This window comes from Sulfitobacter sp. TBRI5, from assembly GCF_051013555.1.
GTDB lineage: Bacteria > Pseudomonadota > Alphaproteobacteria > Rhodobacterales > Rhodobacteraceae > JL08.
This window is the reverse complement of record NZ_CP112884.1, coordinates 3,714,571-3,739,746: the sequence shown is the minus strand read 5'-3', so window position 1 is coordinate 3,739,746 and position 25,176 is coordinate 3,714,571. Positions and strand designations below refer to the sequence as shown.

The 25,176-nt window shown below is 59.7% G+C and carries 20 protein-coding genes; 16 read left to right on the top strand and 4 right to left on the bottom strand.

Translation table 11 applies throughout. The features are described 5' to 3' along the window. Positions 1-41 precede the first annotated feature (41 nt). The gene (locus tag OLX72_RS18685) at positions 42-1,475 is read left to right on the top strand and encodes a uracil-xanthine permease family protein (RefSeq protein WP_114869729.1); all 1,434 of its coding nucleotides are present in this window, start codon (positions 42-44) and stop codon (positions 1,473-1,475) included. Here the strand turns inward: OLX72_RS18685 and OLX72_RS18680 are convergent. From OLX72_RS18680 to OLX72_RS18670, 3 genes are read right to left on the bottom strand one after another with little or no spacing between them, the layout of a single operon-like run. Then, complete coding sequence (locus OLX72_RS18680) at positions 1,472-2,896, bottom strand: FGGY family carbohydrate kinase (protein ID WP_114869730.1); 1,425 nt, start codon at positions 2,894-2,896, stop codon at positions 1,472-1,474. The genes OLX72_RS18685 and OLX72_RS18680 overlap by 4 nt on opposite strands. Continuing rightward, positions 2,893-4,119 (bottom strand): NAD(P)/FAD-dependent oxidoreductase, encoded by a 1,227-nt coding sequence (locus tag OLX72_RS18675; protein ID WP_205389171.1) that lies wholly within the window; start codon positions 4,117-4,119, stop codon positions 2,893-2,895. Before OLX72_RS18675 ends, OLX72_RS18680 begins: the two co-directional genes overlap by 4 nt. Next, positions 4,112-5,512: an NAD(P)/FAD-dependent oxidoreductase gene (locus tag OLX72_RS18670; protein ID WP_433989301.1), complete on the bottom strand. Its 1,401-nt coding sequence runs from the start codon at positions 5,510-5,512 to the stop codon at positions 4,112-4,114. The genes OLX72_RS18675 and OLX72_RS18670 overlap by 8 nt, the downstream gene beginning before the upstream one ends. Positions 5,513-5,696: 184 nt before the next feature. Here OLX72_RS18670 and OLX72_RS18665 point away from each other — a divergent pair, with 184 nt between their 5' ends. The 10 genes from OLX72_RS18665 (at position 5,697) to OLX72_RS18620 (ending at position 17,993) form a co-directional block, all read left to right on the top strand. Next, positions 5,697-6,449, top strand: a complete 753-nt coding sequence (locus OLX72_RS18665; protein WP_114869732.1) for a DeoR/GlpR family DNA-binding transcription regulator — start codon at positions 5,697-5,699, stop codon at positions 6,447-6,449. 30 nt (positions 6,450-6,479) lie between these two features. Beyond that, positions 6,480-7,001: a TRAP transporter small permease subunit gene (locus OLX72_RS18660; protein WP_114869733.1), complete on the top strand. Its 522-nt coding sequence runs from the start codon at positions 6,480-6,482 to the stop codon at positions 6,999-7,001. Then, the gene (locus OLX72_RS18655; protein ID WP_114869734.1) at positions 6,998-8,332 is read left to right on the top strand and encodes a TRAP transporter large permease; all 1,335 of its coding nucleotides are present in this window, start codon (positions 6,998-7,000) and stop codon (positions 8,330-8,332) included. Before OLX72_RS18660 ends, OLX72_RS18655 begins: the two co-directional genes overlap by 4 nt. A 64-nt stretch (positions 8,333-8,396) precedes the next feature. Beyond that, the gene (gene dctP / locus OLX72_RS18650) at positions 8,397-9,482 is read left to right on the top strand and encodes a TRAP transporter substrate-binding protein DctP (RefSeq protein WP_114869735.1); all 1,086 of its coding nucleotides are present in this window, start codon (positions 8,397-8,399) and stop codon (positions 9,480-9,482) included. 83 nt (positions 9,483-9,565) lie between these two features. Beyond that, complete coding sequence (locus tag OLX72_RS18645; RefSeq protein ID WP_114869736.1) at positions 9,566-10,930, top strand: glutamine synthetase family protein; 1,365 nt, start codon at positions 9,566-9,568, stop codon at positions 10,928-10,930. 17 nt (positions 10,931-10,947) lie between these two features. Then, complete coding sequence (locus OLX72_RS18640) at positions 10,948-12,333, top strand: aldehyde dehydrogenase family protein (protein ID WP_433989300.1); 1,386 nt, start codon at positions 10,948-10,950, stop codon at positions 12,331-12,333. Next, positions 12,330-13,475 carry an iron-containing alcohol dehydrogenase gene (locus OLX72_RS18635; RefSeq protein WP_114869738.1) on the top strand — a complete coding sequence of 382 codons (1,146 nt, stop codon included), beginning with the start codon at positions 12,330-12,332 and terminating at the stop codon, positions 13,473-13,475. The genes OLX72_RS18640 and OLX72_RS18635 overlap by 4 nt, the downstream gene beginning before the upstream one ends. A 237-nt stretch (positions 13,476-13,712) precedes the next feature. Further along, positions 13,713-14,735, top strand: coding sequence for a putative 2-aminoethylphosphonate ABC transporter substrate-binding protein (locus OLX72_RS18630; protein ID WP_114869739.1), 1,023 nt, complete (start codon positions 13,713-13,715; stop codon positions 14,733-14,735). Between the two features lie 110 nt (positions 14,736-14,845). Then, positions 14,846-15,973 (top strand): putative 2-aminoethylphosphonate ABC transporter ATP-binding protein, encoded by a 1,128-nt coding sequence (locus OLX72_RS18625; RefSeq protein WP_114869740.1) that lies wholly within the window; start codon positions 14,846-14,848, stop codon positions 15,971-15,973. Positions 15,974-15,977: 4 nt separating this feature from the next. Then, the gene (locus OLX72_RS18620; RefSeq protein ID WP_433989299.1) at positions 15,978-17,993 is read left to right on the top strand and encodes a putative 2-aminoethylphosphonate ABC transporter permease subunit; all 2,016 of its coding nucleotides are present in this window, start codon (positions 15,978-15,980) and stop codon (positions 17,991-17,993) included. Positions 17,994-17,999: 6 nt separating this feature from the next. Here OLX72_RS18620 and OLX72_RS18615 read toward each other — a convergent pair whose 3' ends face one another. Then, positions 18,000-18,863: a LysR substrate-binding domain-containing protein gene (locus tag OLX72_RS18615; RefSeq protein WP_114869742.1), complete on the bottom strand. Its 864-nt coding sequence runs from the start codon at positions 18,861-18,863 to the stop codon at positions 18,000-18,002. Positions 18,864-18,986: 123 nt separating this feature from the next. Here OLX72_RS18615 and OLX72_RS18610 point away from each other — a divergent pair, with 123 nt between their 5' ends. From OLX72_RS18610 to OLX72_RS18590, 5 genes are all read left to right on the top strand, one after another. Beyond that, positions 18,987-20,174: a 2-aminoethylphosphonate--pyruvate transaminase gene (locus OLX72_RS18610; protein ID WP_114869743.1), complete on the top strand. Its 1,188-nt coding sequence runs from the start codon at positions 18,987-18,989 to the stop codon at positions 20,172-20,174. 17 nt (positions 20,175-20,191) lie between these two features. Then, a complete protein-coding gene (gene phnA, locus OLX72_RS18605; protein WP_114869744.1) occupies positions 20,192-21,436 on the top strand; it encodes a phosphonoacetate hydrolase in 1,245 nt (414 codons plus the stop codon). A 16-nt stretch (positions 21,437-21,452) separates the two neighbouring features. Next, positions 21,453-22,904 carry a phosphonoacetaldehyde dehydrogenase gene (gene phnY / locus OLX72_RS18600; RefSeq protein ID WP_254684741.1) on the top strand — a complete coding sequence of 484 codons (1,452 nt, stop codon included), beginning with the start codon at positions 21,453-21,455 and terminating at the stop codon, positions 22,902-22,904. A gap of 67 nt (positions 22,905-22,971) precedes the next feature. Next, entirely contained in the window at positions 22,972-24,330 is a 1,359-nt protein-coding gene (gene pbfA, locus OLX72_RS18595) for a (R)-1-hydroxy-2-aminoethylphosphonate ammonia-lyase (RefSeq protein ID WP_114869746.1), read from the top strand. Continuing rightward, complete coding sequence (locus OLX72_RS18590) at positions 24,327-25,172, top strand: DMT family transporter (RefSeq protein ID WP_114869747.1); 846 nt, start codon at positions 24,327-24,329, stop codon at positions 25,170-25,172. The genes pbfA and OLX72_RS18590 overlap by 4 nt, the downstream gene beginning before the upstream one ends. Positions 25,173-25,176: the final 4 nt, after the last annotated feature.

The following is a 25,176-nucleotide window of genomic DNA, read 5'->3' as shown; positions in this document are numbered from 1 at the left end:
CGGCCAGAAAGGCCGGACAGAAACCAACAGGGACACTCCAAATGACAGATACATCCATCGGCACGCCGGAACAGTTGCGCGATCCGGATTATACGCCCGCGCTGCACAAGGCCATTCCACTGGGCATCCAGCATGTGCTGGCCATGTTCGTATCCAACGTGACACCGGCGATCATCATCGCGGGGGCCGCAGGGTTTGGGTTCGGTTCGGATGCCGGCGCGCAGGGCTTTCCGGACATGACCTACCTGATCCAGATGTCTATGCTGTTTGCCGGTATCGCGACGCTGTTCCAGACCATCGGCATGGGGCCGGTGGGGGCGCGGTTGCCGATTGTGCAGGGGACCAGTTTCGCCTTTATCCCGATCATGGTCCCACTGGTCGCAGGCAAAGGGGTCGAGGCATTGCCCGCCCTGTTCGGCGGCGTGCTGATCGGCGGGGTGTTCCACGCACTGCTGGGCACGGTGATCGGCAAAATCCGTTTTGCCCTGCCGCCGCTTGTGACCGGTCTGGTGGTCACGATGATCGGTCTGGCGCTGGTCAAGGTCGGTATCCAGTATGCCGCCGGTGGTGTTCCCGCGATCGACAAGCCTGAATACGGCAGTCTGCTGAACTGGTCCGCTGCGCTGGTGGTCATCTTTGTCACGCTGGGCCTGAAATTCTATGCCCGTGGAATGCTGGCGGTATCGGCCGTGGTGATCGGGATCATCGTGGGATATGCCTATGCGCTGGTCGTGGGTATGGTCACGTTCGATGCGATCGCAACCAGCTGGGGGCGCGCCGCGGCGCTGCAATTGCCGGTACCGTTCAAATACGGGTTCGAATTCAGCGTGGCCGCGATCGTCGGGTTCTGCCTGATGGCGTTCGTGTCGGCGGTGGAAACCGTGGGCGATGTATCGGGGATCACCAAGGGCGGCGCGGGGCGCGAGGCAACGGATCAGGAAATTCAGGGCGCAACCTATGCCGATGGTGTGGGCAGTGCGGTGGCCGGTATCTTTGGCGGCTTTCCAAACACCTCGTTCAGCCAGAATGTCGGCCTGATCGCCATGACCGGCGTGATGAGCCGCCACGTTGTGACAATTGGTGCGGTTTTTCTGATCCTGTGCGGGCTGGTGCCCAAGGTCGGCGCGGTAATCCGCACAATTCCCATCGAAGTGTTGGGCGGCGGTGTCATCGTGATGTTCGGCATGGTCGTGGCCGCGGGGATCTCGATGTTGTCGGATGTGAACTGGAACCGGCGCAACATGGTAATTTTCGCGATTTCCCTGTCCGTCGGGCTGGGCCTGCAACTGGACCCGAAGGCGGTGCAATACCTGCCTGATGCGCTGCGTATTCTGATGACGTCGGGCCTGTTGCCCGCCGCGCTGATCGCCATCGTGCTGAACCTGATGCTGCCCGAAGAGCTAAGCGGCGAGTCGACCGAAGAAGTTTCGGGCGGGTTGGCAGGCCACGCCAAAGGATCGCTGTCCGACCACTAGGGGCTGACGGTGCCAAAAGCCTGCACCGCATCGCGCGCGGCGCGAAACCGGTTCTGAAACGCGGGGGGCTGCCCCCGCGTTTTGATCGTCTGGCCCTGCAACGGCGTATCGATCTCGCCCCCCGCCGCCTCGGCGGCCAGCATGGCGGTGCCCATCGCTGTCAGTTCTGCTTCGTCGGATACGATCACATCACGGTTCAGCGCATCCGCCAGAAACGCGCAGAAATAGGGGTTTGCCGACAATCCGCCGTCAATCGACACGGTGCGCGCCAGCGGTTGCAACGCCTCGATCACCTGCACCACTTCGGCCATGCGAAAGGCCACGCCCTCCAGCACGGCCTGCATCATGTCACCCTTCGTCGTGTCCAGCGCCAACCCCATCCACGCCCCGCGCGCATGCCGGTCCCAGTGAGGGCAGGCCAGACCGGACAGCGCCGGAACAAAGGCCAATCCACGCGCAATTGCGGGATCGGCGTCAAAACGGTTGATGGTGTCGAACCCGTCAAACAGGCCCAGCCCCTGCGCCCAGTTGATCGCCGAGGATGCCGCATAAACGCCGCCATCCAGCGCATAGGTCGGTGGTTCGCCCGTTTTTTGCCATGCCACCGTGGGCAGCGGCCCGCCGGCACTGCGGATCAGGGCCGGGCCGGTCACGCTTAGGGCAAACGCGCCGGTGCCGAACGTGATCTTGGTATCCCCGGCCGCACGGCAGCGATGCCCGTAAAGCGCCGCCTGCTGGTCCACGATGCTGGCGCGCAATGTCAGGTCGGTACCTTCCAGAAGGCCCAGATCGCCATTTGTAGGAACAATCCGGGGCAGGGCACTGACCGGCACGCCAAACAGGTCACATAAATCCTCGTCCCACTTGCAACTGTCCAGTGCCATCAAGGATGTGCGAGAGGCGGTTGTCGGATCGGTTTCAAAGCGGTTGCACAAGCGGTCGCGAAAATAGGCATCCGTTGTCCCCAGCCGCAATGTCCCCTTGGCCGCAAGGGTCTTTGCCGCGGGCACGTTGCGCATGATCCAGCCCAGTTTCGAGGCGGAAAAATAGGCATCAATTGGCAGCCCCGCGCGCTGCATGACCAGATCGGCATGATCCGCCAGTGCAACCAGTCCGGGCGCGGTGCGATCATCCTGCCAGACGATCACGGGGCAGATGGGTTCCCCTGTCTCGCCATCCCACGCCAGACAGCTTTCGCCCTGATTGGCCAGCCCCACCGCGGTGATCCCGTCCACGCCCTGCGCCGCCGCAAGACAGGCGCGCAGGTTGTCCAGCAGTTCGCCCGCATCATGTTCCACGTGGCCCGGCGCGGGATAGATCTGGCGGTGTTGCACCGAATGCAACAACTGTGCCGACCCGTCTTGCGACACCAGAACCGCACGGGTGCTGGTGGTGCCCTGATCTATGGCCAGTGTTTTCATGCTGTTTCGTCCAGTGTTATGTCGATTTTCCCGGCGTTCCGGGTATCGGGATAGGGCAATAGAATACGCCGTTCCGGTAAGGTCTCAACCGGTTTGCGGGTTGTGATCTGCCCGTCCACCCGCATCACCAATGTGCCTTTGACCGCACGGTTCACCCGCAACTGGAACCCGCGCAACGGCGATGGCCCGCCGGACCCGGCCAGACGCTGGGGCACGCAATAGGCCAACGCGTCGCCGTTCAGCGTGATTGTATCTTCAGATGGATCGGGCAGCGGCCGCTGCAGCACTTCAGCCATGATCTGCGCCATGCGCCAGCCCTCGCGCCAGCTCCACCCGGCGGTTTCCACCGCGCGCAATAGGTTTCCAGCGGCAAAATAATCCGGATCACTGCACCGCCCGTACTGGTCGATCTCGGGGCCGCCACTGGCAGGGTCAATGCGCAGGTGGCTGCGCTGCAACACGGCGGCATCGGGGCGGAAAGCGCCGCTGACGATCACCCCGTCGCAGGCAATATCGCGCGACCCGCGCGTATCGCGCACCGACACGGATGTGACGCGGTCGCGCCCGTGGATGGCCGTGATCTCTGTGCCCAGCAACAGCGGAACGCGCGCCAGTCGCGGAAACAGGGCCGTGGGCCAGCGGGCGGTGGTGCGCCCATTGGGTTCGATCATGGCGGCGGGGCGGATGCCCAGATGGCGGCATGTCAGGATCGCGGAAAACGACACCAGTTCGGTGCCCAGAATGACAGGCTGCCGGAACGGGCGCTGGCCATGCAGATAGACCATGCTTTGCAATGTGCCGGTGGTGATCACACCGCCCGGTTTGGTGCCCCCCAGCAGACGCGCAGCCCGCGATGTTTCGCGTGCACCGGTCGCCAGCAGCACCAGCCGTGGCGCCAGCACCTGTGGCCCGGACGGGCCAGTGACAGATACCGCAGGACCGGGCGCAAGGTCCGTCACCGTCACCTGTGTGCGGATTTCAACGCCTGCCTCTTGTGCGGTGCGCACCAGATGGCGGGCATAATCGGGGCCTTTCATCATACGCCCGTATTCACGCAGCCCGAACGGATAATGGCCGCAATGGCGCGGAATGCCGCCTGCCATTGGCTCGCGTTCCAGCACGATCACGCGGGGCACACCAAGGCGGCGCAATGCGGTGGCCGCAGCCAGACCGGACGGGCCGCCGCCCACGATCAGAATGGCGTCCTGCAACGACTCAGCCATCGTCAGCACCCGGGATCGGCTGATCCAGCCGGCCGCGTGTGATGTCGGCCAGTGGCGCAACACAGTAATTGCCCTGACACCGTCCCATCGTCACGCGCGTGCGCCGTTTCAGCCCGGCCAGGCTGGTGGCACGGAGCGGGCCTGACAATGCGGTTTCGATGTCGCGCCGCGTCACCTTTTCACAATGGCAGATGATGCCGCCGTTGCCGGCACATTGCCAGTCACGCGGGCCGTCCTCGGCCAGATTGGGCACCTGCGGCCAGTGGGGCGCGGGCAGGGGCGCGCGTTCGATCAGACCGGCGCAAAGCTTGTGCACGTGCCGCGCCGTCCCAAGTGCGGAACTGAGCCCTGTCGAGCGGATGCCACCGACACTGACATAGGCGCGGTCTGCATGGGCGCTGATCTGGTAATCCTTGAATTCGGTCGCGGGGCGCAATCCGGCGTAAAGCGCCGTTAACTCATGTGCGGCCAGAGCCGGCAGAATCTCGGCCCCGCGCTGGCGCAGGCTGTCCAGTGTGGCGGGGTCCAGCGTCGCGGTGTCGCGCGCATCCTGCTCTTCGGCGGTGGGGCCGACCAGCAGATTGCCCCAGATCGTGCGGCACACCACAATGCCTTTCGTCACTTTGGTGGGTACCGGCAGCAGGATATGGCGGGTCAGCGCCGCTGCGGGTTTGTCATAGACCACGAACTGCCCCTTGCGCGGGTGGATCGTGTAGGTGTTTTGGCCGATCAGCATGGTGTCCACATGATCGCCATAAAGACCGGCGGCATTGATCACCACGCGGCCCCGAACCGCCCCGCGGCTGGTCTCCAGTTGCCAGTGATCCCCGTGATACGTGCCGCCAGACACGGTGCAGTTGCGCACAACGCGCGCGCCGTTCACCACCGCCTGCATCAGATAGGCATAAGGGGCCGACCATGGATCGACCAGATATTCGCGCGGCACGCGAAAGCTGGCCCTGACACCCTGCGCCAGTTCCGGTTCCAGTTCACGGGTTTGTGCCGCGCTCAGCGGGGCGATATCCGTGACCCCGTTGGCGCGCGCCTGATCCATCAGCGCGGGCAAAGCGGCCTCTTCTGCGTCGTTCCAGGCGATCACGAGCGCACCTGCGCGATCCAGCGACAGGTTCAGGCGGCGATGGATATCAATATATTCTGCATATCCGTCGGCGACGCATTGCTGTTCCAGCGATCCGCTGGGCGCGTCAAAACCGGTGTGCAAAATGGCGCTGTTGCCCTTGGATGCGCCATCCAGAATGTCCACCGCTTTTTCCAGCAGCGCCACGTTCCAGCCTTCCAGTGTCAGGCGACGCGCAATGGCGCATCCGATCACGCCACCACCAATGATGATCGCATCGTGGCACAGGTCAGGGGCGGGGGCGGTGTCGGGCATGGACAGATTCCATTTGCGCCAAAAGGCAGGCGCGGGTGTGCCCGAATTCTATGCCACGGAGTGACCGTTCAGTCAATTATTTGCGTTATTCATGACCGAATGATCAAAAAACGCGCAAATACAGTTGACACACACATGGGCCTGCCCGCTAGAGTTGGCACCAGAATTTTGGGGGACGGGCGCAATGACGCCAAAACAACGCCGCACGGAAATTGCCGAAATGGTGGGGCGCACCGGCCAGATCACGGTCGAGGCGCTTGCTCAGGCGTTTTCCGTATCGCTGGAAACCATCCGCCGCGATCTGGGCAAGCTGGCCGAAACCGGCGCGCTGCAAAAGATACATGGCGGGGCAAAGCCGTTGCGCCTTCATGCCGAAGGCAGCTTTGACGAGCGGATGGCCGAAGACGCGGGCGCAAAAATGGCGATTTCCGGAAAACTGGCGGAACTGATCAAACCCGGCGAAACGATTTTTGTCGATACCGGATCGACCACGCTGATTTGCGCCGAAGATCTGGTCAAGATCGACCGTCTGACGGTGATCACCAATTCGGTGCGGGTTGCGCAGGTGATTGCGCAGAACGCAACCAATACCGTGTACCTGCTGGGTGGATTGTTTTCCGGCGACAATGCGGAAACCGCAGGGCCGATGGTGATCGAACAGATCGGGCGTTTTCGCGCGGATCGTGCGGTTCTGACTGTCGCGGCCTTTGATGTCGATGCGGGCGCGATGGATTCCGATTTTGACGAGGCTCAGGTGGCACGAGCAATGATCGCCCACGCGCACCAGACTGTCGTTCTGGCCCATGCGTCGAAACTGGGTTTGCGGGCCGCGTTCCAAATCTGTCGACTTGACGAGGTTGATGTGTTTGTCTGTGATCAGGTGCCCGATCAGGCGGTTGTGTCGGCGCTGGATGCCGCCCAATGTGTGCTGCAATAAGGCCGGTTCGAGGTGGAGAGTCCCGACAGAATGAGAAATGCAATCAAGTCCTATGTCACCGTTGTGGATCGTCTGTCCGATTATGTCGGCTATGTCGCGATGTACCTGATTTTTGCGATGATCGGCATCCTGTTGCTGGATGCGATCACCCGCAATGTCATCCAGATCCCGCTGCACTGGCCGGTGGAACTGGCCCAGTTTACGCTGGCGGCCTATTATTTCATGGGCGGTGCCAAGACGCTGAAAGACAACAGCCATGTGCGCATGGACCTGTTTTACGACAATTTGTCGGATCGCGGCAAGGCGCGGTTGGACGCTATTACAATCAGTTGCCTGCTGTTTTATCTGGTGGTGATGCTGATCGGGTCGATCAGCAGCCTGCAATACGCCATTGATACCGGCGAGCGGCGGTTTTCCATGTGGAACCCGTCAGTTATTCCGATCAAGGCGCTGATGGTGGCCTGTATCGTGCTGATGATCCTGCAATCCATTTCGCTGTTCTTCAAATACATGGCCGCTGCCCGGACCGCACCGCAGGGTGATCTTTCATGAGCTATGAAATGATCGCGACGCTGATGTTTGCGTCAATGATGGTTCTGCTGATGACGGGGCAGCGGGTGTTTGCGGCCATCGGCTTTGTCGCCGCCGGGGCGGCGCTGCTGCTTTACGGGCAGGGTGGCGTGGAAATGCCGTTCAGTCAGGCGTTCAAACTGTTCAACTGGTTCCCGATGCTGACCCTGCCGCTGTTCATTTACATGGGCTATGTGCTGTCGGAATCCGGCATTGCCGAAGACCTTTATAAAATGCTGCATGTCTGGTTTGGCCGCGTGCGCGGCGGACTGGCGATCGGAACGATTTTCCTGATGGTGATCATTTCCGCGATGAACGGGCTTTCGGTGGCGGGCATGGCCATCGGGGCCACCATTGCGCTGCCCGAAATGTTGCGCCGCGGCTATGACAAGGTGCTGATTTCCGGCGTTGTGCAAGGCGGATCAAGCCTTGGTATTCTGGTGCCGCCATCTGTGGTGATGGTTCTTTATGGCATGATCGCGCGCCAGCCGGTCAGCCAGTTGTGGCTGGCGGGGATCATCCCGGGGCTGATGATGGCGACGATGTTCGTGATCTATGTGATCGTGCGCTGCCGGATCAATCCGGCGTTGGCACCCATAGTGTCAGACGAAGAACTGAACATGCCGCGCCGCGAAAAGCTGGCGCTGCTGCGGGCAGGCATCATTCCGTTCCTGATCTTTTTCTGCATGACGGGCCTTTTCGTCATGGGCGTGACCAGCCTTGTCGAAAGCTCGGCTGTGGGGGCCACATCGGCCACTTTGGCCGCTGCATGGAAGCGCCGCCTGTCCTGGAACATGATCCACGAAACTGCGCGCAAGACGCTGGCGATTTCCTGCATGTTCCTGTGGCTGATCCTGGCTGCACTGGCCTTTGGCGCGGTGTTTGACGGCATCGGCGCGGTGCGTGCCGTGGAATCGCTGTTCATCACCCGCTGGGAACTGACGCCCTGGCAGGTGATCATCATGATGCAGATCAGTTTTATCATCATGGGCATGTTTCTGGACGATACCGCGATGCTGGTCATCGTCGCACCGCTCTACATCCCGCTGGTGAAAACGCTTGATCTGGGCATTGATGGTGCGCTTATCTGGTTTGGGGTGCTCTATACCATGACCTGCCAGATCGCCTATATCACGCCGCCCTTCGGCTATAACCTGTTCCTGATGCGGGCGATGGCCCCCAAGGAAATCGGGCTGGTCGATATCTACCGGTCGATCTGGCCGTTTGTTCTTATGATGGCCACCACCATCGCGCTGGTGATGATCTTTCCACAACTGGCGCTTTGGCTGCCACAGACGTTCCGAGGTTACTGAGCAACCGGAATTCCACAGGCCCGTCAAGAGGCCGACCTTTTTTCAACATAGGAGTGTTACAACAATGACTGACAAAACCAAAACGCAATCGCCCTCTGAAAAGATACTCGAAAGCCGACGCAATTTCATGAAGAACGTGGGGCTTGGTGGCGCTGCGGCTGCAACCACGCTGGCCGCCCCCGCAGCCATCGCCCAGACCGCGCCGATCAAATGGCGCCTGCAAACCTATTCGGGCGCACCGCTGGGCGCGCATGTGATCAAACCGCAGATTGATGCGTTCAACGCCGCTGCGAACGGTGAAATGGAAATAGAACTCTATTACGCCGACCAGCTGGTGCCGACATCCGATCTGTTCCGTGCCATGCAGAACGGCACAATTGATGCGGTGCAGTCGGATGACGCGACAATGGCCTCGCCGGTCGATATTTCGGTCTTTGGCGGTTATTTCCCGTTTGCCACCCGCTACAGTCTCGATGTGCCGGCGCTGTTCAACTATTACGGTCTGAACGAAATCTGGGCCGAAGCTTATGGCGAAGTCGAAAACGTCACATGGCTGTCCTCGGGTGCCTGGGATCCGCTGCACATTTTTACCAAGGAACCGATCAATTCGCTGGCCGACATGAGCGGCAAGCGCGTGTTCGGCGTGCCGACAGCAGGCAAGTTCCTGTCGCGTTACGGCCTGATCCCGGTGACCGTGCCATGGGACGATGTCGAAGTTGCGCTGCAAACCGGCGAACTTGACGGCGTGGCATGGTGCGGCTTTACCGAAGCTTACGAGGTCGGCTGGGCCGATATCTGCAACTACGCCCTGACCAACTCTGTCACCGGTGCATGGTTCGGCAGCTATTTTGCCAACACCGAAAGCTGGAACAAGGTGCCGCCGCATCTGCAGCAACTCTATCGCTCGACCATCGACCAATCGCATTACTATCGTGATGTCTGGTACTGGGGCGGCGAGGCCAAGTTGCGCGTCGAAGGCGAGAAGATGGAGCTGACATCCATTCCGGCCGATGAATGGGCGCAGGTTGTCGCCGATTCCGAAGAGTTCTGGGACGAAATCGCAGCCTCTAGCCCGCGCTCTGCCAAGGTGGTACAGGCGTTCAAGGACTACGCCGCAACGATGACCAAAGCGGGTTATCCCTACCGTTAATTTGACATTCCGACCGGGGCGGCAGATTTGCCCGCCCCGGTTGCCACACCGGCCCTTCTGCGGGCCATCGAAAGACGTGAAACATGCCTGCCAACCTTACCTTTGATGAACTCCGAGTTGCCTTTGAAGCCGGCGAGATTGATACCGTTCTGACCTGCATCGTCGATATGCAGGGCCGCCTGATGGGCAAACGGTTCCACGCCGCGCATTTTATCAATGGCGGTCACAGCGAAACCCACGGCTGCAACTATCTGCTGGCCACCGATCTGGAAATGGAAACGGTGCAGGGCTACAAGGCCACCAGCTGGGAAGCAGGGTACGGCGATTACGTGCACAAGCCCGATCTGAGCACCTTGCGCATGGTGCCATGGTTGCCCGGCACGGCGATGGTGATGTGCGATCTGCTGGATCACCACACGCACGAAGAAGTCCCTCATGCGCCCCGCGCGGTTCTGAAGCGCCAGATCGCGCGCGCCCGCGCCATGGGTTTTGAACCGATGATGGCGACCGAGCTGGAGTTTTTCCTGTTCGAACAAAGCTTTGATGCGTTGAATGACGGCAATTATCAGGGCCTGCAAACGCTGGGCCGCTACAACACCGATTACGCGATTTTCGGCACCACCAAAGAAGAAGGGGTCATGCGCGACATTCGCAATGGTCTGTATGGCGCCGGCATCCCTGTCGAAAACTCGAAAGGAGAGGCAGAGGCCGGACAGGAAGAGGTGAACATCAAGTATTCGGACGCGCTGGACACGGCCGACATGCATACGATCACCAAAAATGCCTGCAAGGAAATCGCCTTTCAGCACGGACGTGCCCTGACCTTCATGGCAAAATACGCGACCGAACGCGCCGGATCATCCAGCCACATCCACCAATCCCTGTGGTCGGATGGCAAACCCGCGTTTCTGGATGAAAGCGCGGAATACGGTATGTCGGCCACCATGCGCCATTACGTGGCCGGTTTGCTGGCCCATGCCGAAGAAACCACCTATTTTCTCGCGCCCTATATCAACAGCTACAAACGCTTTACCGAAGGATTGTTCGCGCCAACCAAGGCCGTCTGGTCGATGGACAACCGCACCGCGGGCTACCGTGTCTGCGGTGATGGCACCAAGGGCATCCGCATCGAATGCCGTGTCGGTGGGGCCGATCTGAACCCCTATCTGGCCCTTGCGGCGCAGCTGGCAGCCGGTCTGAACGGGATCGAACAGAAGATGGAACTGGAGCCGGAGATATCGGGCGATGTCTATCGTGCCGGTCAGGCGCGCGACATTCCCAAGACGCTGGGGGCGGCGGCGGCGGCGATGCATCAGTCGAAAATGCTGCGCGCCGCGCTGGGCGATGATGTGATCGATCACTATCACCGCGCGGCCACTTGGGAAATCGAAGTACACAACCGCACCGTCACCGACTGGGATATAAAACGCGGATTCGAACGGGCGTAAACCGCCGGAGGACAAACATGACAACAATCAAACTTACATCGCCCGTAGACGGGAGCATTTATGCCGAGCGCACGGCGCTGAGCGTTGATCAGGCGCACGCCGCCGCAGCGCGTGCCAAGGCTGCCCAAAAAGACTGGGCGGCGCGCCCGCTGGCCGACCGGATGGCGCTGGTTCAGGCCGGAGTGGCCGAACTGAACAAGATGTCGGACCGGATGGTGCAGGAAATCGCATGGCAGATGGGCCGCCCTACACGCTATGGCGGTGAATTCGGCGGTATGAACGAACGCAGCGAATACATGCTGTCGATCGCGCCAGAAGCGCTGGCCCCGATGATCGTGGAAGACAGCGACAAGATGGATCGCCGGATCGAACGCGATCCGCACGGCGTCATTCTGGTAATTGCACCGTGGAACTATCCCTACATGACGGCGATGAACACCATCGTGCCGGCGCTGATCGCCGGCAACGCCGTGATGCTGAAACATGCCAGCCAGACGCTGCTGGTGGGTGAAATGATTGCCGAGGCGATGCATGCTGGCGGCATTCCTGCCGATGTTTTCCAGAATGTGGTTCTTGATCATGCGGGCACGGAATCCCTGATTGCGGCGCGCTGTTTCGGCTTTGTGAACTTTACCGGTTCGGTCGGTGGCGGTCGCGCGATTGAAAAGGCGGCGGCCGGCACGTTCACGTCGCTGGGGCTGGAACTGGGCGGCAAAGACCCCGCCTATGTCATGGAAGATGCCGATCTGGACTGGGCCGTTGATGTGCTTATGGACGGCGCGATGTTCAATGCGGGGCAATGCTGCTGCGGGATCGAACGGATTTACGTACATGACAGCCTTTATGACGCGTTTGTCGAAAAGGCCGTGGCGTGGGTGAAGGCCTTGAAACTGGGCAATCCCTTTGATGCCGAAACCACGCTTGGCCCGATGGCCAATGCCCGCTTTGCGGCCACCGTGCGCGATCAGGTTGCCGAAGCGGTGGCCGCCGGGGCCAAGGCGATGATTGATCCGGCGCTGTTTCCCGCAGATGACGGAGGCGCGTATCTTGCGCCGCAAATCCTGACCAATGTGGATCATTCGATGCGGGTGATGATGGAGGAATCATTTGGCCCTGTCGTTGGCATCATGCCGGTGAAGGACGACGCGCAAACGCTTGAATTGATGAATGATTCGCCATACGGACTGACGGCTTCGCTGTGGACCGGCGATGTGGATCGTGCCTTTGAAATCGGGCGGCAGATCGAAACCGGCACCGTGTTTCTGAACCGGGCCGATTACCTTGATCCGGCAATCTGCTGGACCGGCTGCAAGGACACGGGGCGCGGTGGCGCGCTGTCTGTTCTGGGCTATCACGCGGTCACGCGCCCCAAATCCTATCACCTGCGAAAGGTCAAATCATGAACCTGACTGGCAACTGGTCTTATCCGACCGCAATCAAATTCGGCGCGGGCCGTATCGGGGAACTGGGCGAAGCCTGTGCCGCCGCCGGTATCAAACGTCCGCTGCTGGTCACGGATCGCGGGCTGGCAAGCATGGCGATCACGCAAAACGCGCTGAACCTGATGGAACAGGCGGGGCTGGGCCGCGCGATGTTTGCCGATGTCGATGCCAACCCGACCGAGGTCAACCTGGCCGCCGGGCTTGAGGTATACAAATCCGGCAACCACGACGGCGTGATCGCCTTTGGCGGCGGGTCGGGTCTTGATCTGGGCAAGATGGTCGCGTTCATGTCGGGCCAGACACGCCCCTTGTGGGATTATGAAGATATCGGCGATTGGTGGACCCGCGCCGACCCTGCGGGCATCGCACCGATTGTGGCCGTGCCCACCACGGCAGGCACCGGATCGGAAGTGGGCCGCGCGTCGGTCATCACAAATTCGCAGACCCACGTGAAAAAGATCATCTTTCATCCCAAAGTGTTGCCCGCTGTCGTGATCTGCGATCCGGAACTGACGGTCGGAATGCCGAAAACGATCACGGCCGGCACCGGAATGGATGCCTTTGCCCACTGTCTTGAGGCGTATTCGTCGCCGCATTATCACCCGATGTCGCAGGGCATAGCGCTGGAAGGTTTGCGGTTGGTCAACACCTACCTGCCACGTGCCTATGCCGACGGCACCGATCTTGAGGCGCGCGCGCATATGATGTCGGCGGCGATGATGGGGGCGGTGGCCTTTCAAAAGGGGCTGGGCGCGATCCATGCGCTGTCCCATCCCGTTGGCGCGGTTTTCAACACCCATCACGGCACCACGAACGCGGCTGTCATGTCGGCCTGCCTGGCCTTCAATCGGCCCGCGATCGAAGACCGCATTGCACAGGCATCCGCCTATCTGGGCATCGACGGCGGCTTTGACGGGTTCGCGGCGCGTGTTGTGGAACTGAATGAAATGTTCAGCATTCCCAAAGGGCTGGCGGCGATGGGCGTTGATGCGTCCCGTCTGGACGAGTTGACCGATATGGCGCTGCAGGACCCCAGCGTGGGTGGCAATCCGGTTGAAATGACCAAGGATAACACCCGCGCCCTGTTCGACGCGGCGATGTAGAACAATCGCGCCCTGCAAAGCTGTGGGGCGAATTCCGTATAAACGGGTCAATACGGGCGGGTCAGACACCGCCCGTTTTTTTTCACTGTTTCGCGCCATAATTTTCATAGGAACAGCTTATGAAGTGGTAAGAATAATCAATTTTTCTTGTGTCATGAACGTGCAACACTGCACCGATACTGGACGCGCTGTCTGCGTCCCGAAAAGCCGCAAAAAAACCAACCAAGGAGAAGTATCATGACACTGCACAAGACGCTACTGGCCTCGATTGCAGCGGGGGCGTTGTTCGCAACGACGCTGGCTGCGGAAACCGAAGTCACTGTTTACACCGCTGTCGAGGCCGAAGATCTGGCCCGCTACGCCGAAACCTTCAACCAGTCCTACCCTGATATCAAAATCAACTGGGTGCGCGATTCCACCGGTATCATCACGGCGAAACTGCTGGCCGAACGGGACAATCCGCAAGCTGACGTGATCTGGGGGCTGGCCGCCACATCGTTGCTGCTGCTTAAATCCGAAGGCATGCTGGAACCCTATGCACCCGTCGGTGTTGAAAAACTTGATCCGAAATTTGTCGATGATGGCAACCCGCCGGCATGGGTTGGCATGGACGCCTGGGTTGCGGCGGTCTGCTTTAACACCGTCGAAGGCGAAAAGCTGGGGCTGACACCGCCCACATCCTGGCAGGACCTGACCGATCCGCAATATGCCGGTCATGTCATCATGCCGAACCCGAATTCATCCGGCACCGGATTCCTTGACGTATCCAGCTGGCTGCAAATTTTCGGAGAAGAGGGCGGTTGGGCCTATATGGACGCGCTGCACGAAAACATCGCGCGCTACACCCATTCGGGGTCAGCACCTTGCAAACTGGCCGCATCCGGTGAAATCCCCATTGGCGTGTCCTTTGCCTTCCGGGGGGCCAAATCCAAGGCTGACGGCGCGCCGATCGAAATCATCGTGCCATCTGAAGGTGTCGGCTGGGATATGGAAGCCACGGCCATCGTGGCCGGTACGGCCAATCTGGACGCCGCCAAAGCCATCGTTGATTTTTCGGTGACCAAGGAAGCCAACGAAATGTACAACACCGGCTACGCCGTTGTCGCCTATCCCGGTATCGCCAAACCGGTTGAACATTTCCCCGAAGGCTTGCTGGACGCGATGATCGACAATGATTTCGAATTCGCCGCCAACAACCGCGCCGCCATTCTGGCCGAGTGGCAAAAGCGCTATGACGGAAAATCCGATCCCAAGAACTAGGGGTCTTGTAGGCGCAGGGGCGGGTCTTATCGCCTCTGCGTCTTTTTCCACGATGATTCCGTAAGGCAAAGCGCCGATCCGACCGACACCCAAGAACAAGGACAAGCCCCGTGCCGCAGGCCAACGCTGCCCGAACCCCTTATCTGAATATTGAAAACCTGTGGAAAGCCTTTGGCGATTTTCTTGCGCTCAAGGACATATCGCTTGAAATTGAAGACGGGGAATTCGTTTGTTTTCTGGGCCCGTCAGGCTGCGGCAAAACCACCTTGCTGCGCGCGATTGCAGGGCTTGATCTGCAAACGAAAGGGCGGGTGGTGCAGGGGGGCAAGGACGTATCGAACCTGCCCCCGTCCGAGCGTGATTTCGGAATTGTTTTCCAGTCCTACGCTCTGTTCCCCAACCTGACGATTGAAAAGAACATTGCCTTCGGGCTTGAAAATACCGGCCGGAACAAGGCCGAAATCGCCAGCCGCGTGACCGAACTGCTAGATCTGGTGGGGCTGGAAGAGCAGCGCAAGAAATATCCGGCGCAACTGTCGGGCGGGCAGCAACAGCGCATCGCACTGGCCCGCGCCATTGCCACCAGTCCGGGCCTGCTGCTGCTGGATGAACCCCTGTCGGCGCTGGACGCCAAGGTGCGGGTGCATTTGCGCCATGAAATCAAAGATTTGCAGCGCAAACTTGGTGTCACAACCGTCATGGTGACACATGATCAGGAAGAGGCGCTTTCGATGGCGGACCGGATCGTGGTGATGAAAGACGGGGTGATCGAACAGATCGGATCCCCGACCGAGATTTACCGCCATCCCGCCACTCTGTTCGTGGCCGGATTTATCGGCGAAATGAACCAGATTTCGGCGCAGGCCGGCGCAGCCGATACAGTGACATTCGGCGGTGCGGACATGAAATGCCGCCCACACGGCTTTGACGCCGGCGCAGAAATCATCGCAGCCATCCGCCCCGAAGATATCATTCCCCACGGTTCGGATGCGAAGGCGCTGGGATCTGACGACATTATTGAAACACCGGAAAACGCGTTTGAGGTTCTGGTTGCGGATATGGAATTCCTCGGCTCGTTCTGGCGTTGCCGGCTGGAACACGAAAGGTTCGCGCACGCCGAGGTTTACGCTGATTTTTCAATCAACGCCGTGCGTCGTCTGGATCTTGCCGCGGGCAAACGCATGATGATCGAACTGCCCAAAAACCGCCTGATGGCGTTTGGCAGCGGACGGGTCTGATCAGATGAGCGATGTGCAAACCGCCCGGCTGCCAGCAGGCCCCCATGTCAAAGGCAAGTTGAGCCGCGACGATATCATCATGCGCGGTGGGCTGATCGTGATTGCGCTGTACCTGATCGTCACATTGGCCTTTCCGCTTTATGCGATGATGTCGAAATCGCTTTCGACCTACACGTTCGATCTGAGTACGTTCGAATTTCAGGTCAGCGACGAAGAAGGCACATTTTCCGTCGAACCGGTCACAGCGGCAGAACTGAACGCGCAACTGGGCGTGCTGGCCCCCGATGATCTGATCGCCGGATCGGACAGCCGGTTGGGGGTCACGCAGTTTTTCCCCGACTTCAGTTTTCGCAGCCCGGTAAAATACCGTGTACGCACCACCGCCGAAGACGGGCGGTTTCTGATCGGGTCCGATCTGGTGGACAGCACCGACTGGGTCGAACTGGACAGCAACACGTTCCGCCGCGTGCAATTGCGTCCGGCGCGGGCGCGGGGTCTGGGCAATTTCATCAACTATTTCTCGACACCCAGTCTGTCCAATTCGATCAAGAATTCGGTTGTGATCGCCACGATCAGCACCATCATCACGGTGACGCTGGCGTTCTGGTTTGCCTTTGCGCTGAACCGGACCTGTATGCGGTTCAAGGGGTTTTTCCGTCTTGTTGCAATGGCCCCCATTCTGGTGCCATCCCTGCTGCCCGGCATTGCGCTGGTCTATCTGTTCGGCAATCAGGGCATGCTGAAGGAACTGTTGTTCGGGGCCAGTATTTACGGCCCGATCGGCATCGTTATCGGATCGGTGTTTTTCACCTTTCCCCACGCGTTCCTGATCATATCGACCGCACTGGCCATATCCGATGCGCGCCTTTACGAAGCGGCCGTTTCGCTGCGGGCCACCCCGTGGCGCACGTTCTGGACGGTTACCATTCCGGGCGCGCGCTATGGTCTGGTTTCGGCGGCGTTTGTGGTGTTCAATCTGGTGATCACCGATTTTGGCTTGCCCAAGGTGATCGGCGGACAGTTCAACGTTCTGGCGGTGGACATCTACAAACAGGTCATCGGGCAGCAGAATTTCGAAATGGGCGCGGTGGTATCGGTGGTGCTGGTGATCCCAGCGATTGTCGCCTTCAGCGTCGATCGGCTGGTGCAAAGCAAACAGGTGGCGCTGTTGTCGGCGCGCTCTGTCCCGTACCAGCCCAGCCCGAACCGGCGCGCGGACCGCCTGTTCTTGGTCTATGCTTTTGCCATTGCCCTGTTCATCCTGGGTATGCTGGGCGTTTGCCAGTTTGCCGCCCTGATCAAATTCTGGCCCTATGACCTAAGCCTGAGCCTGAACAACTATCAGTTCAACCGCATGGATGGCGGCGGCTGGGCCGCCTATTTCAATTCGATCAAACTGGGTCTGCTGACGGCGGTTATCGGCACGGCGGTGATCTTTTTTGGCGCGTATCTGGTTGAAAAGTCGAACGGATTTCGCACCGGACGGGCGGTGTTCCAGATGTTCGCGATGCTGCCCATGGCCATTCCGGGCATGGTGCTGGGTCTGGCCTATATCTTTTTCTTCAACAATCCAGCGAACCCGCTGAACGCGATTTACGGCACGATGGCCATTCTGGTCGTCTGCACGATCACGCATTTTTACACGGTGTCGCACCTTACGGCCGTCACGGCCCTGCAACAGATGGACCGGGAGTTTGAATCAGTCTCGGCCTCGTTGAAGCAGCCCACGCTGAAGCTGTTTTCGCGGGTGACGGTGCCGGTCTGCATGCCCGCGGTGCTGGATATTTCGATCTACCTGTTCGTGAACGCGATGACGACGGTTTCGGCTGTGGTGTTTCTTTATTCCCCCAAGACATCGCTGGCATCGATTGCGGTACTGAACATGGACGACGCGGGCGATATCGCACCGGCAGCGGCGATGGGTATGATGATCTTTTACACAAATGCCGCCGCCCGCATTCTGCATATGATCGCGTCCAAGGGCATATTGCGGCGCACGCAGGCGTGGCGTACCCGTTAGACAGGATCAGGCCCGCGCGCCCGCGAAATCCATAAAGGCGCGGATCACCTTCACCTCGCGGCGTTGCATCATATAGACCAGTGATTCCGACATGGTCACATTGATCCCCTTGATCGGGATTTGTACCAGACGGTCGTCATTGCCGAATTCGGCCAGCGATACAAATCCGACCCCCGCGCCGGATGCGACAACCTCGCGCATCGCCTCGCGGCCTTCGGCCTCGATTGCCGGGGTCAGGCGCACGCCCTGCTTTTCGGCCTCGGCCTCGATCTTCTGGCGGGTTTTCGATCCGGCTTCGCGGAAGATCAGGGGCAGCGCCGCCAGTTCTTCAAGGCTCAGGCTGGTTTTGCCTTTGGGCGCGGTGCTTTTGGCGGCAAAAGCCACGATCGGGGTGGCCCCCAGATCGTGCACCATCAGGTCGGGACCGGGCGAAAGGCTGCCCACGACGCCGATTTCGGCGTTATAGGATCGCAACGCCTCGACCACCTCTTCGGTATTGCCGGTGCGCACACTGACAAAAACGCGCGGATAGCGAGCGCGGAACCGGCTTAGGATATCGGTGATGTGATGCGCGGAGTCGGCGACGATGCGCAATGTGCCTTCAACCGCTGTGCGGGTTTCTGACATGTATTCTTCGATTTGCTGTTCGACATCGAAATATTGCTTGGTCAGAACAAACAGCGCGCGCCCCTCGCGGGTCAGCGATACCCGCTTGCGATCGCGCAGGAACAGCAGAACATCATAATCCTGTTCCAGTTTGCGCACCTGTTCGGACACGGCGGGCTGGCTCAGGCGCATGGCCTCGGCGGCGCGCGAAAAACCGCCATGCAGGGCGACATTGTGAAACGCTTTCAACTGGCTTTGGCGCATGGTTTGCCCTCGCGACTCGGTCTATAGGCTGTGCTTATGTAACAATATCTATTAGCAATTTTACATATGGACAAGATTGCCCCACATGATGGGGTAACCCATCGGTATGTCCGGAGAGAGACAATGACCAGTACCGCCCCGAAAATCGAAGCGCCGCGACTGGGAGAGCCCTATCTTCTGACGCCCGGCCCGCTGACCACATCTTACGCGGTGAAAGAGGCGATGCTGCGCGACTGGGGCAGTTGGGATGGCGATTTCCGCGCCATGACACAAACCATGCGCGATGCGTTGCTGGCGATGCTGGGGCAGGGCGGCGAGGCATTCGATTGCGTGCCGATGCAGGGCAGCGGCAGTTTTTCTGTCGAGGCTATGCTGGGTTCGTTCATTCCGCGCGACGGCAAGGTGCTGGTTCTGGCCAATGGCGCTTACGGGCTGCGCACCGCACAAACCCTGCACTATCTGGGGCGTGACCACATTGTTCTGGACAAGGGCGATTACCTGCCGCCACGCGGGGACGAGGTGGCGCGCATTCTGGCCGATGATCCGGCAATCACCCATGTCGTTGCGATCCATTGCGAAACCAGTTCCGGCATCCTGAACCCGGTCGAGGAAATTTCCGAAGTCACCTATGCCGCAGGACGCAAATTGCTGATCGACAGCATGTCGGCCTTTGGCGCGATCCCGCTGGAGCCGTCCAAAATCCGCTATGAGGCGCTGGTCTCTTCGGCGAACAAATGTATCGAAGGCGTGCCGGGCTTTGGCTTTATCATCGCGCGCAAGACGGAACTGGAGGCCGCCAAGGGCAACAGCCATTCGCTGAGCCTCGATGTGCATGCGCAATGGGCGCACATGAACAAGACGGGCCAGTGGCGCTTTACCCCGCCGACCCATGTCGTGGCCGCATTTATCGAGGCGCTGCACGCGCACAAGGCCGAGGGCGGCGTAGCGGGGCGGGGCGCGCGCTATACAAGAAACCGTGATGTGCTGGTGGCTGGTATGCGCGATCTTGGGTTTGAAACCCTGCTGGCCAATCGCTGGTTGTCACCTATCATTGTCACATTCTTTTGCCCTGCCGACGAAAAATTCAAATTCGACACGTTCTACGAACTGATGAAAGACAAGGGCTTCATCATCTATCCGGGCAAGCTGACGGCGGTGGACAGTTTCCGCATCGGCTGTATCGGGCAGATGGACGAACACGTGATGCACCGCGTTGTGGATGCAGCCAAAACCTGTCTGGTCAAGATGGGTGTCACAGATGCCGCGCCGCCCGCAGCGGCGCTGAAAGAACGAGCCAAACTGGCCGCCTGATTGAAAAAGGAAGACCTATGACCCTGCAAACACCGATTACGGCAAACGAACGCGTTTACCCGATGCCCAAAGTACCAGCCATCGCCATCTGTCTGGACGGTTGCGAGCCCGAATATCTGGACAAGGCGATTGCCGACGGATTGATGCCGACGCTGAAGCGGATGCGTGAAACCGGAACCGACCGTCTGGCCCATTCGGTGATCCCGTCCTTTACGAACCCCAACAACCTTTCGATTGCCACTGGCCGCCCGCCCGCCGTGCATGGCATCTGTGGAAATTACCTTTATGAACCGGAAACCGGGCAAGAGGTCATGATGAACGATGTGCGCTTCCTGCGCGCACCCACCGTGTTCAAAACCTTCTACGATGCCGGCGCGCGGGTGGCGATTGTCACTGCCAAGGACAAGCTGCGCGCGCTTCTGGGCGCGGGGCTGAAATTTGACGAAGACCGCGCCAAATGCTTTTCCGCCGAAAAATCCGACAGCACGACAGTGGCGGAACACGGGCAGGACAAGGCCAGCGCTTGGTTGGGCATGCCTCAGCCCGAAGTTTATTCCGCCGATCTGTCCGAGTTTGTGTTTGCCGCCGGCGTCAAGCTGCTGCGCGACTGGAAGCCGGACATCATGTACCTGACAACCACCGATTACGTGCAGCACAAATACGCCCCCGACGATGCAGAGGCGAAATCGTTCTATGCGATGTTTGACAAGTATCTGACGGAACTGGATGCCATGGGCGCTGCCATTGTGGTCACCGCCGATCATGGAATGAAACCCAAGCATCTGGCCGATGGATCGCCCGCAGTTGTTTATGTTCAGGATCTGCTGGACGATTGGCTGGGCAAGGAAGCCGCGCGCCTGATCCTGCCGATCACCGACCCCTATGTGGTGCATCACGGCGCACTGGGATCATTCGCCACGGCCTATTTGCCGGACGGTGCGGATCAGGATGAAATTATCGCCAAATTGAAGGCGACAAAGGGGATCACCCATGTGCTGACCAAGGCCGAAGCAGTCAAGCAGTTCGAACTGCCTGCCGACCGGATCGGTGACATTGTTCTGGTGTCGGGTGAAAACATGACCATTGGCACATCAGCCGACCGCCACGATCTGGCCGCGCTGAATGAACCGTTGCGCAGCCATGGCGGGCTGACCGAACAAGAGGTGCCATTTATCGTGAACCGTGTGATCGATCTGCCTTCGGCACCGCAACTGCGCAATTTCGATGCTTTCTTTTACGCCACCACAGCGGCGGCCCTTTGATATGGACGGAGCGAAAATGAACAAGAAGATCGAAATCCGCCACGAAGGTATGCGTATCGGCGGCGAAGTGGTGTTTACCGAAAACGTGGTGAACGTGCATTACCCCTATACGGATGAAATCGTTGGCACCGTGCCTGCCGGTTCCGCCGAACACGCCGCGCGCGCCTTTGATATTGCCGCTGCCTATAAACCCAAACTGACGCGCTATGAACGCCAGCAAATCTTGTTTCGCGCCGGCGAACTGATCAGGGAACGGCGCGAGGAACTGGCCTATTGGCTGACGCTGGAACTGGGCATCTGCCAGCAACACGCGCTTTATGAAACCGGGCGCGCCTATGATGTGTTCACTCTGGCCGGGCAACTGGCCATTCTGGACGACGGAGAGATTTTTTCCTGCGATCTGACGCCGCAAGGCAAGGATCGCAAGATTTTCACCAAACGCGAACCGGTGGGCGTGATTTCGGCGATTACGCCGTTCAATCACCCGCTGAACATGGTCAGCCACAAAATCGCGCCCGCGATTGCCACCAACAATTGCGTGGTGTGCAAGCCAACCGAACTGACGCCGCTGACCGCGCTGTCACTGGCTGATATTCTCTATGATGCCGGCCTGCCGCCCGAAATGTTTCAGGTGGTCACCGGCAATCCGCAGGACATTGGCGAAGAGATGATCGTGAACGACCACATCGATATCATCACCTTTACCGGTGGCGTGCCGGTGGGCAAGCTGATCGCGTCCAAGGCGGGTTACAAGCGCACCGCGCTGGAACTGGGCGGGAACGATCCGCTGATCATTCTGAACGACCTGTCCGATGCTGATCTGGACAAGGCCGCCACCATCGCCGTGGCGGGCGCCACCGGCAATTCGGGCCAGCGCTGCACGGCGGTAAAACGTATTCTGGTTCAGGAAAGCGTGGCAGACAGGTTTGTGCCTTTGGTGCTGGAAAAGGCCAAGGCGATCAAATTCGGCGATCCGATGGACCCGGATACGCAACTGGGCTGCGTGATCCACGCGCAGGCCGCTGAAACCTTTGAACGCCGCGTCTTTGATGCGGAAAAGGCGGGCGCGAAAATCCTGTATCATCCGGGCCGTCAGGGTGCACTGCTGCCGCCGATTGTGGTGGATCACGTTCCCCATAACAGCGAACTGGTGATGGAAGAAACCTTTGGCCCCGTGGTGCCGATCGTGCGCGTGCCCGACAATGACGAAGAGGTGATGGCGATTTCCAACAGTACGGAATTCGGCCTGTCCTCGGGCGTGTGCACCAACGATCTGCACCGTGCGATTGCCTATGTAAACGGTCTGGATGTCGGCACCTGCAATATTTGGGAACAGCCCGGATACCGCATCGAAATGTCGCCCTTTGGCGGCATCAAGGACAGCGGCAACGGCGTCAAGGAAGGCGTGTTGGAAGCGATGAAGTTCTTCACCAACGTGAAGACCTATTCGTTGCCATGGCCGCGCTAGACACTGGATTTTCCCCAACTGGCGGGGGCATTCCCCCGCCGCTCATTTTTCCGAACGGGACAAGCATGTGAGCAAGCCGGCATTTCACACCGAAGGCGAATCCAATACGTCGGTCCTGCGCCAGCGCTGGCTGGATAAATCCATCGGGCCAAACTCGGCGCCGCTGTTAAAACGCGATGCGGGTGCGTTTTTGCATCAAAGCCTGTCCAGCCCCTGCGTCAGCACCATCGCCAAGGCCGAAGGCATCTGGATCGAAGACAAAGACGGGCGCAGGTACATGGATTTCCACGGAAATTCGGTACATCATATCGGTTATGGCCATCCGCGACTGGTGGCGGCCATCAAGGCGCAACTGGATGATCTGCCGTTTGCGCCGCGCCGGTTTACCTGCGATCCGGCGGTGGAACTTGCCGAAAAGCTGGCCGCGATCAGCCCCGGCGATTTGTCGAAATGCCTGTTTACCACCGGAGGGTCGGACGCCAACGAAGTTGCGTTGAAGATCGCGCGCGCCGCTACGGGGCGGTTCAAGACCGTGTCGTTCTGGGATGCGTTTCACGGGGCGGGGTTCGGTTCGGCCTCGGTCGGGGGCGAGGCAACGTTCAGGTCGCATATCGCGGGGCCGCTGGTGCCGGGGGCGGAACACGTGGCGCCTTTTGCCTGCTACCGCTGCCCTTACAACCACGCAGGGCCCGATGTGTGCGGACTGGCCTGCGCCAAAATGGTCGAATATGTTCTGGAACGCGAAGGCGACGTGGCGGCGGTGATCGCCGAACCAATGCGCGCCGTGCCTTATGTCCCGCCGCCCGGTTTCTGGAAAGCGGTGCGCGAGGCGTGCACGCGCCACGGTGCATTGCTGATCCTGGATGAAATCCCGACGGGTCTGGGAAAGACCGGCAAAATGTTTGCCTTTGAGCATGATGAAATCCAGCCCGATATCGTCACCATCGGCAAGGCGCTGGGGGGCGGTATCCTGCCAATTGCTGCCTGTATCACAACGCCTGCGCTGGATGTGTGCGGCGATTTCGCGATCGGCCACTACACCCACGAAAAGAACCCGGTGACCAGCCGTGCCGCGCTGACCACCTTGCAGATCATCGAAGACGAAAATCTGGTAGAACGCTCTGCCGAACTTGGCGCCTATGCGATGGAACGGTTGCAAACCGCACTGGCCGACTGCCCGATTGTGGGGGACATAAGGGGCAGGGGGCTGATGTTCGGGGTGGAAATCGTGACCAACCGCGAAACCAAGGAACCGGGCCATGATCTGGCGGAACGGATCTATTATCAGTGCCTTGAGGCGGGATTGAGTTTCAAGATCAGTCAGGGCTGTGTGCTGACACTGTCTCCGCCACTGACCATTGCCCGTGACGATCTGGAACGGGCGATGGGTATCGTCGAGGCGGCGATCACCGGACAAACCGCTTGAGCGTTGCAACCTTTGGCATCGTCCTGTTTGCGGCCTTTCTGCACGCCTTCTGGAATGCGGTGGTCAAGGGGGCGACGGACAAGACGATTGTTCTGGGCCTGATCGCACTTGGGCATGTGATCCCCGGAATTGCGATGGTCGCGTTTTCACCAGCCGTGTCGGGCGCAGCGATTCCGTTCATCATCGCGTCTACGGTGATCCACTGGGTTTATTACTATCTGTTGAATGTCGCCTACCGTGTGGGCGATCTAAGCATGGTGTACCCGATTGCGCGCGGGCTTGCGCCGGTTCTGATCGCGCTTGGGGCACAGGTATTTGTCGGTGAACGGTTGCCGCTGGTGGCGTGGGGCGGCATTTTCTGTGTGTCCTTGGGCATCATGGTGCTGACGCGTGGCGTGTTCCGCTCTGGCCTGCCGATATTGGGGTTGGCGGCGGCTGTGGGTACCGCGATGGCGATTGCTTCCTATTCCATTGTGGACGGTGTCGGTGTGCGCCTGTCAGGAAGCGTGCTGGGCTATATCGGGTGGCTGTTCGTCGCGGAAATCATCGTTGCCGTCTACATCTTTGCCAGCCGCCGCGACAGGGTGCGCGCGATGAGCCGGCAAACGATCGTTCTGGGAATTGCAGGTGGCGTTATTTCCGGGTTGGCTTATGCGCTGGTGCTTTACGCCAAGACGCTTGCACCGCTGGGCATCGTTTCGGCCTTGCGGGAAACATCGGTTATCTTTGCTGCGCTGATCGGAGTGGTCTGGTTCAAGGAAGGGCCGCGCCGTCCGCGATTGATCGCAGCCTGTGTCGTTGCGGCTGGCATCGTTCTGATTGCGATTGCAGGACAGCGCTAAGGCG

Bases quoted from the DNA above. Each gene is read 5' to 3' on its own strand.
- OLX72_RS18655 (WP_114869734.1), top strand. From the start codon at position 6,998: ATGAGCTATGAAATGATCGCGACGCTGATGTTTGCGTCAATGATGGTT.
- OLX72_RS18645 (WP_114869736.1), top strand. From the start codon at position 9,566: ATGCCTGCCAACCTTACCTTTGATGAACTCCGAGTTGCCTTTGAAGCC.
- OLX72_RS18660 (WP_114869733.1), top strand. From the start codon at position 6,480: ATGAGAAATGCAATCAAGTCCTATGTCACCGTTGTGGATCGTCTGTCC.
- OLX72_RS18675 (WP_205389171.1), bottom strand. From the start codon at position 4,119: ATGGCTGAGTCGTTGCAGGACGCCATTCTGATCGTGGGCGGCGGCCCG.
- OLX72_RS18615 (WP_114869742.1), bottom strand. From the start codon at position 18,863: ATGCGCCAAAGCCAGTTGAAAGCGTTTCACAATGTCGCCCTGCATGGC.
- dctP (WP_114869735.1), top strand. From the start codon at position 8,397: ATGACTGACAAAACCAAAACGCAATCGCCCTCTGAAAAGATACTCGAA.
- OLX72_RS18680 (WP_114869730.1), bottom strand. From the start codon at position 2,896: ATGAAAACACTGGCCATAGATCAGGGCACCACCAGCACCCGTGCGGTT.
- OLX72_RS18670 (WP_433989301.1), bottom strand. From the start codon at position 5,512: ATGCCCGACACCGCCCCCGCCCCTGACCTGTGCCACGATGCGATCATC.
- OLX72_RS18665 (WP_114869732.1), top strand. From the start codon at position 5,697: ATGACGCCAAAACAACGCCGCACGGAAATTGCCGAAATGGTGGGGCGC.
- OLX72_RS18610 (WP_114869743.1), top strand. From the start codon at position 18,987: ATGACCAGTACCGCCCCGAAAATCGAAGCGCCGCGACTGGGAGAGCCC.
- OLX72_RS18640 (WP_433989300.1), top strand. From the start codon at position 10,948: ATGACAACAATCAAACTTACATCGCCCGTAGACGGGAGCATTTATGCC.
- phnY (WP_254684741.1), top strand. From the start codon at position 21,453: ATGAACAAGAAGATCGAAATCCGCCACGAAGGTATGCGTATCGGCGGC.
- OLX72_RS18685 (WP_114869729.1), top strand. From the start codon at position 42: ATGACAGATACATCCATCGGCACGCCGGAACAGTTGCGCGATCCGGAT.
- OLX72_RS18635 (WP_114869738.1), top strand. From the start codon at position 12,330: ATGAACCTGACTGGCAACTGGTCTTATCCGACCGCAATCAAATTCGGC.
- OLX72_RS18620 (WP_433989299.1), top strand. From the start codon at position 15,978: ATGAGCGATGTGCAAACCGCCCGGCTGCCAGCAGGCCCCCATGTCAAA.
- OLX72_RS18630 (WP_114869739.1), top strand. From the start codon at position 13,713: ATGACACTGCACAAGACGCTACTGGCCTCGATTGCAGCGGGGGCGTTG.
- phnA (WP_114869744.1), top strand. From the start codon at position 20,192: ATGACCCTGCAAACACCGATTACGGCAAACGAACGCGTTTACCCGATG.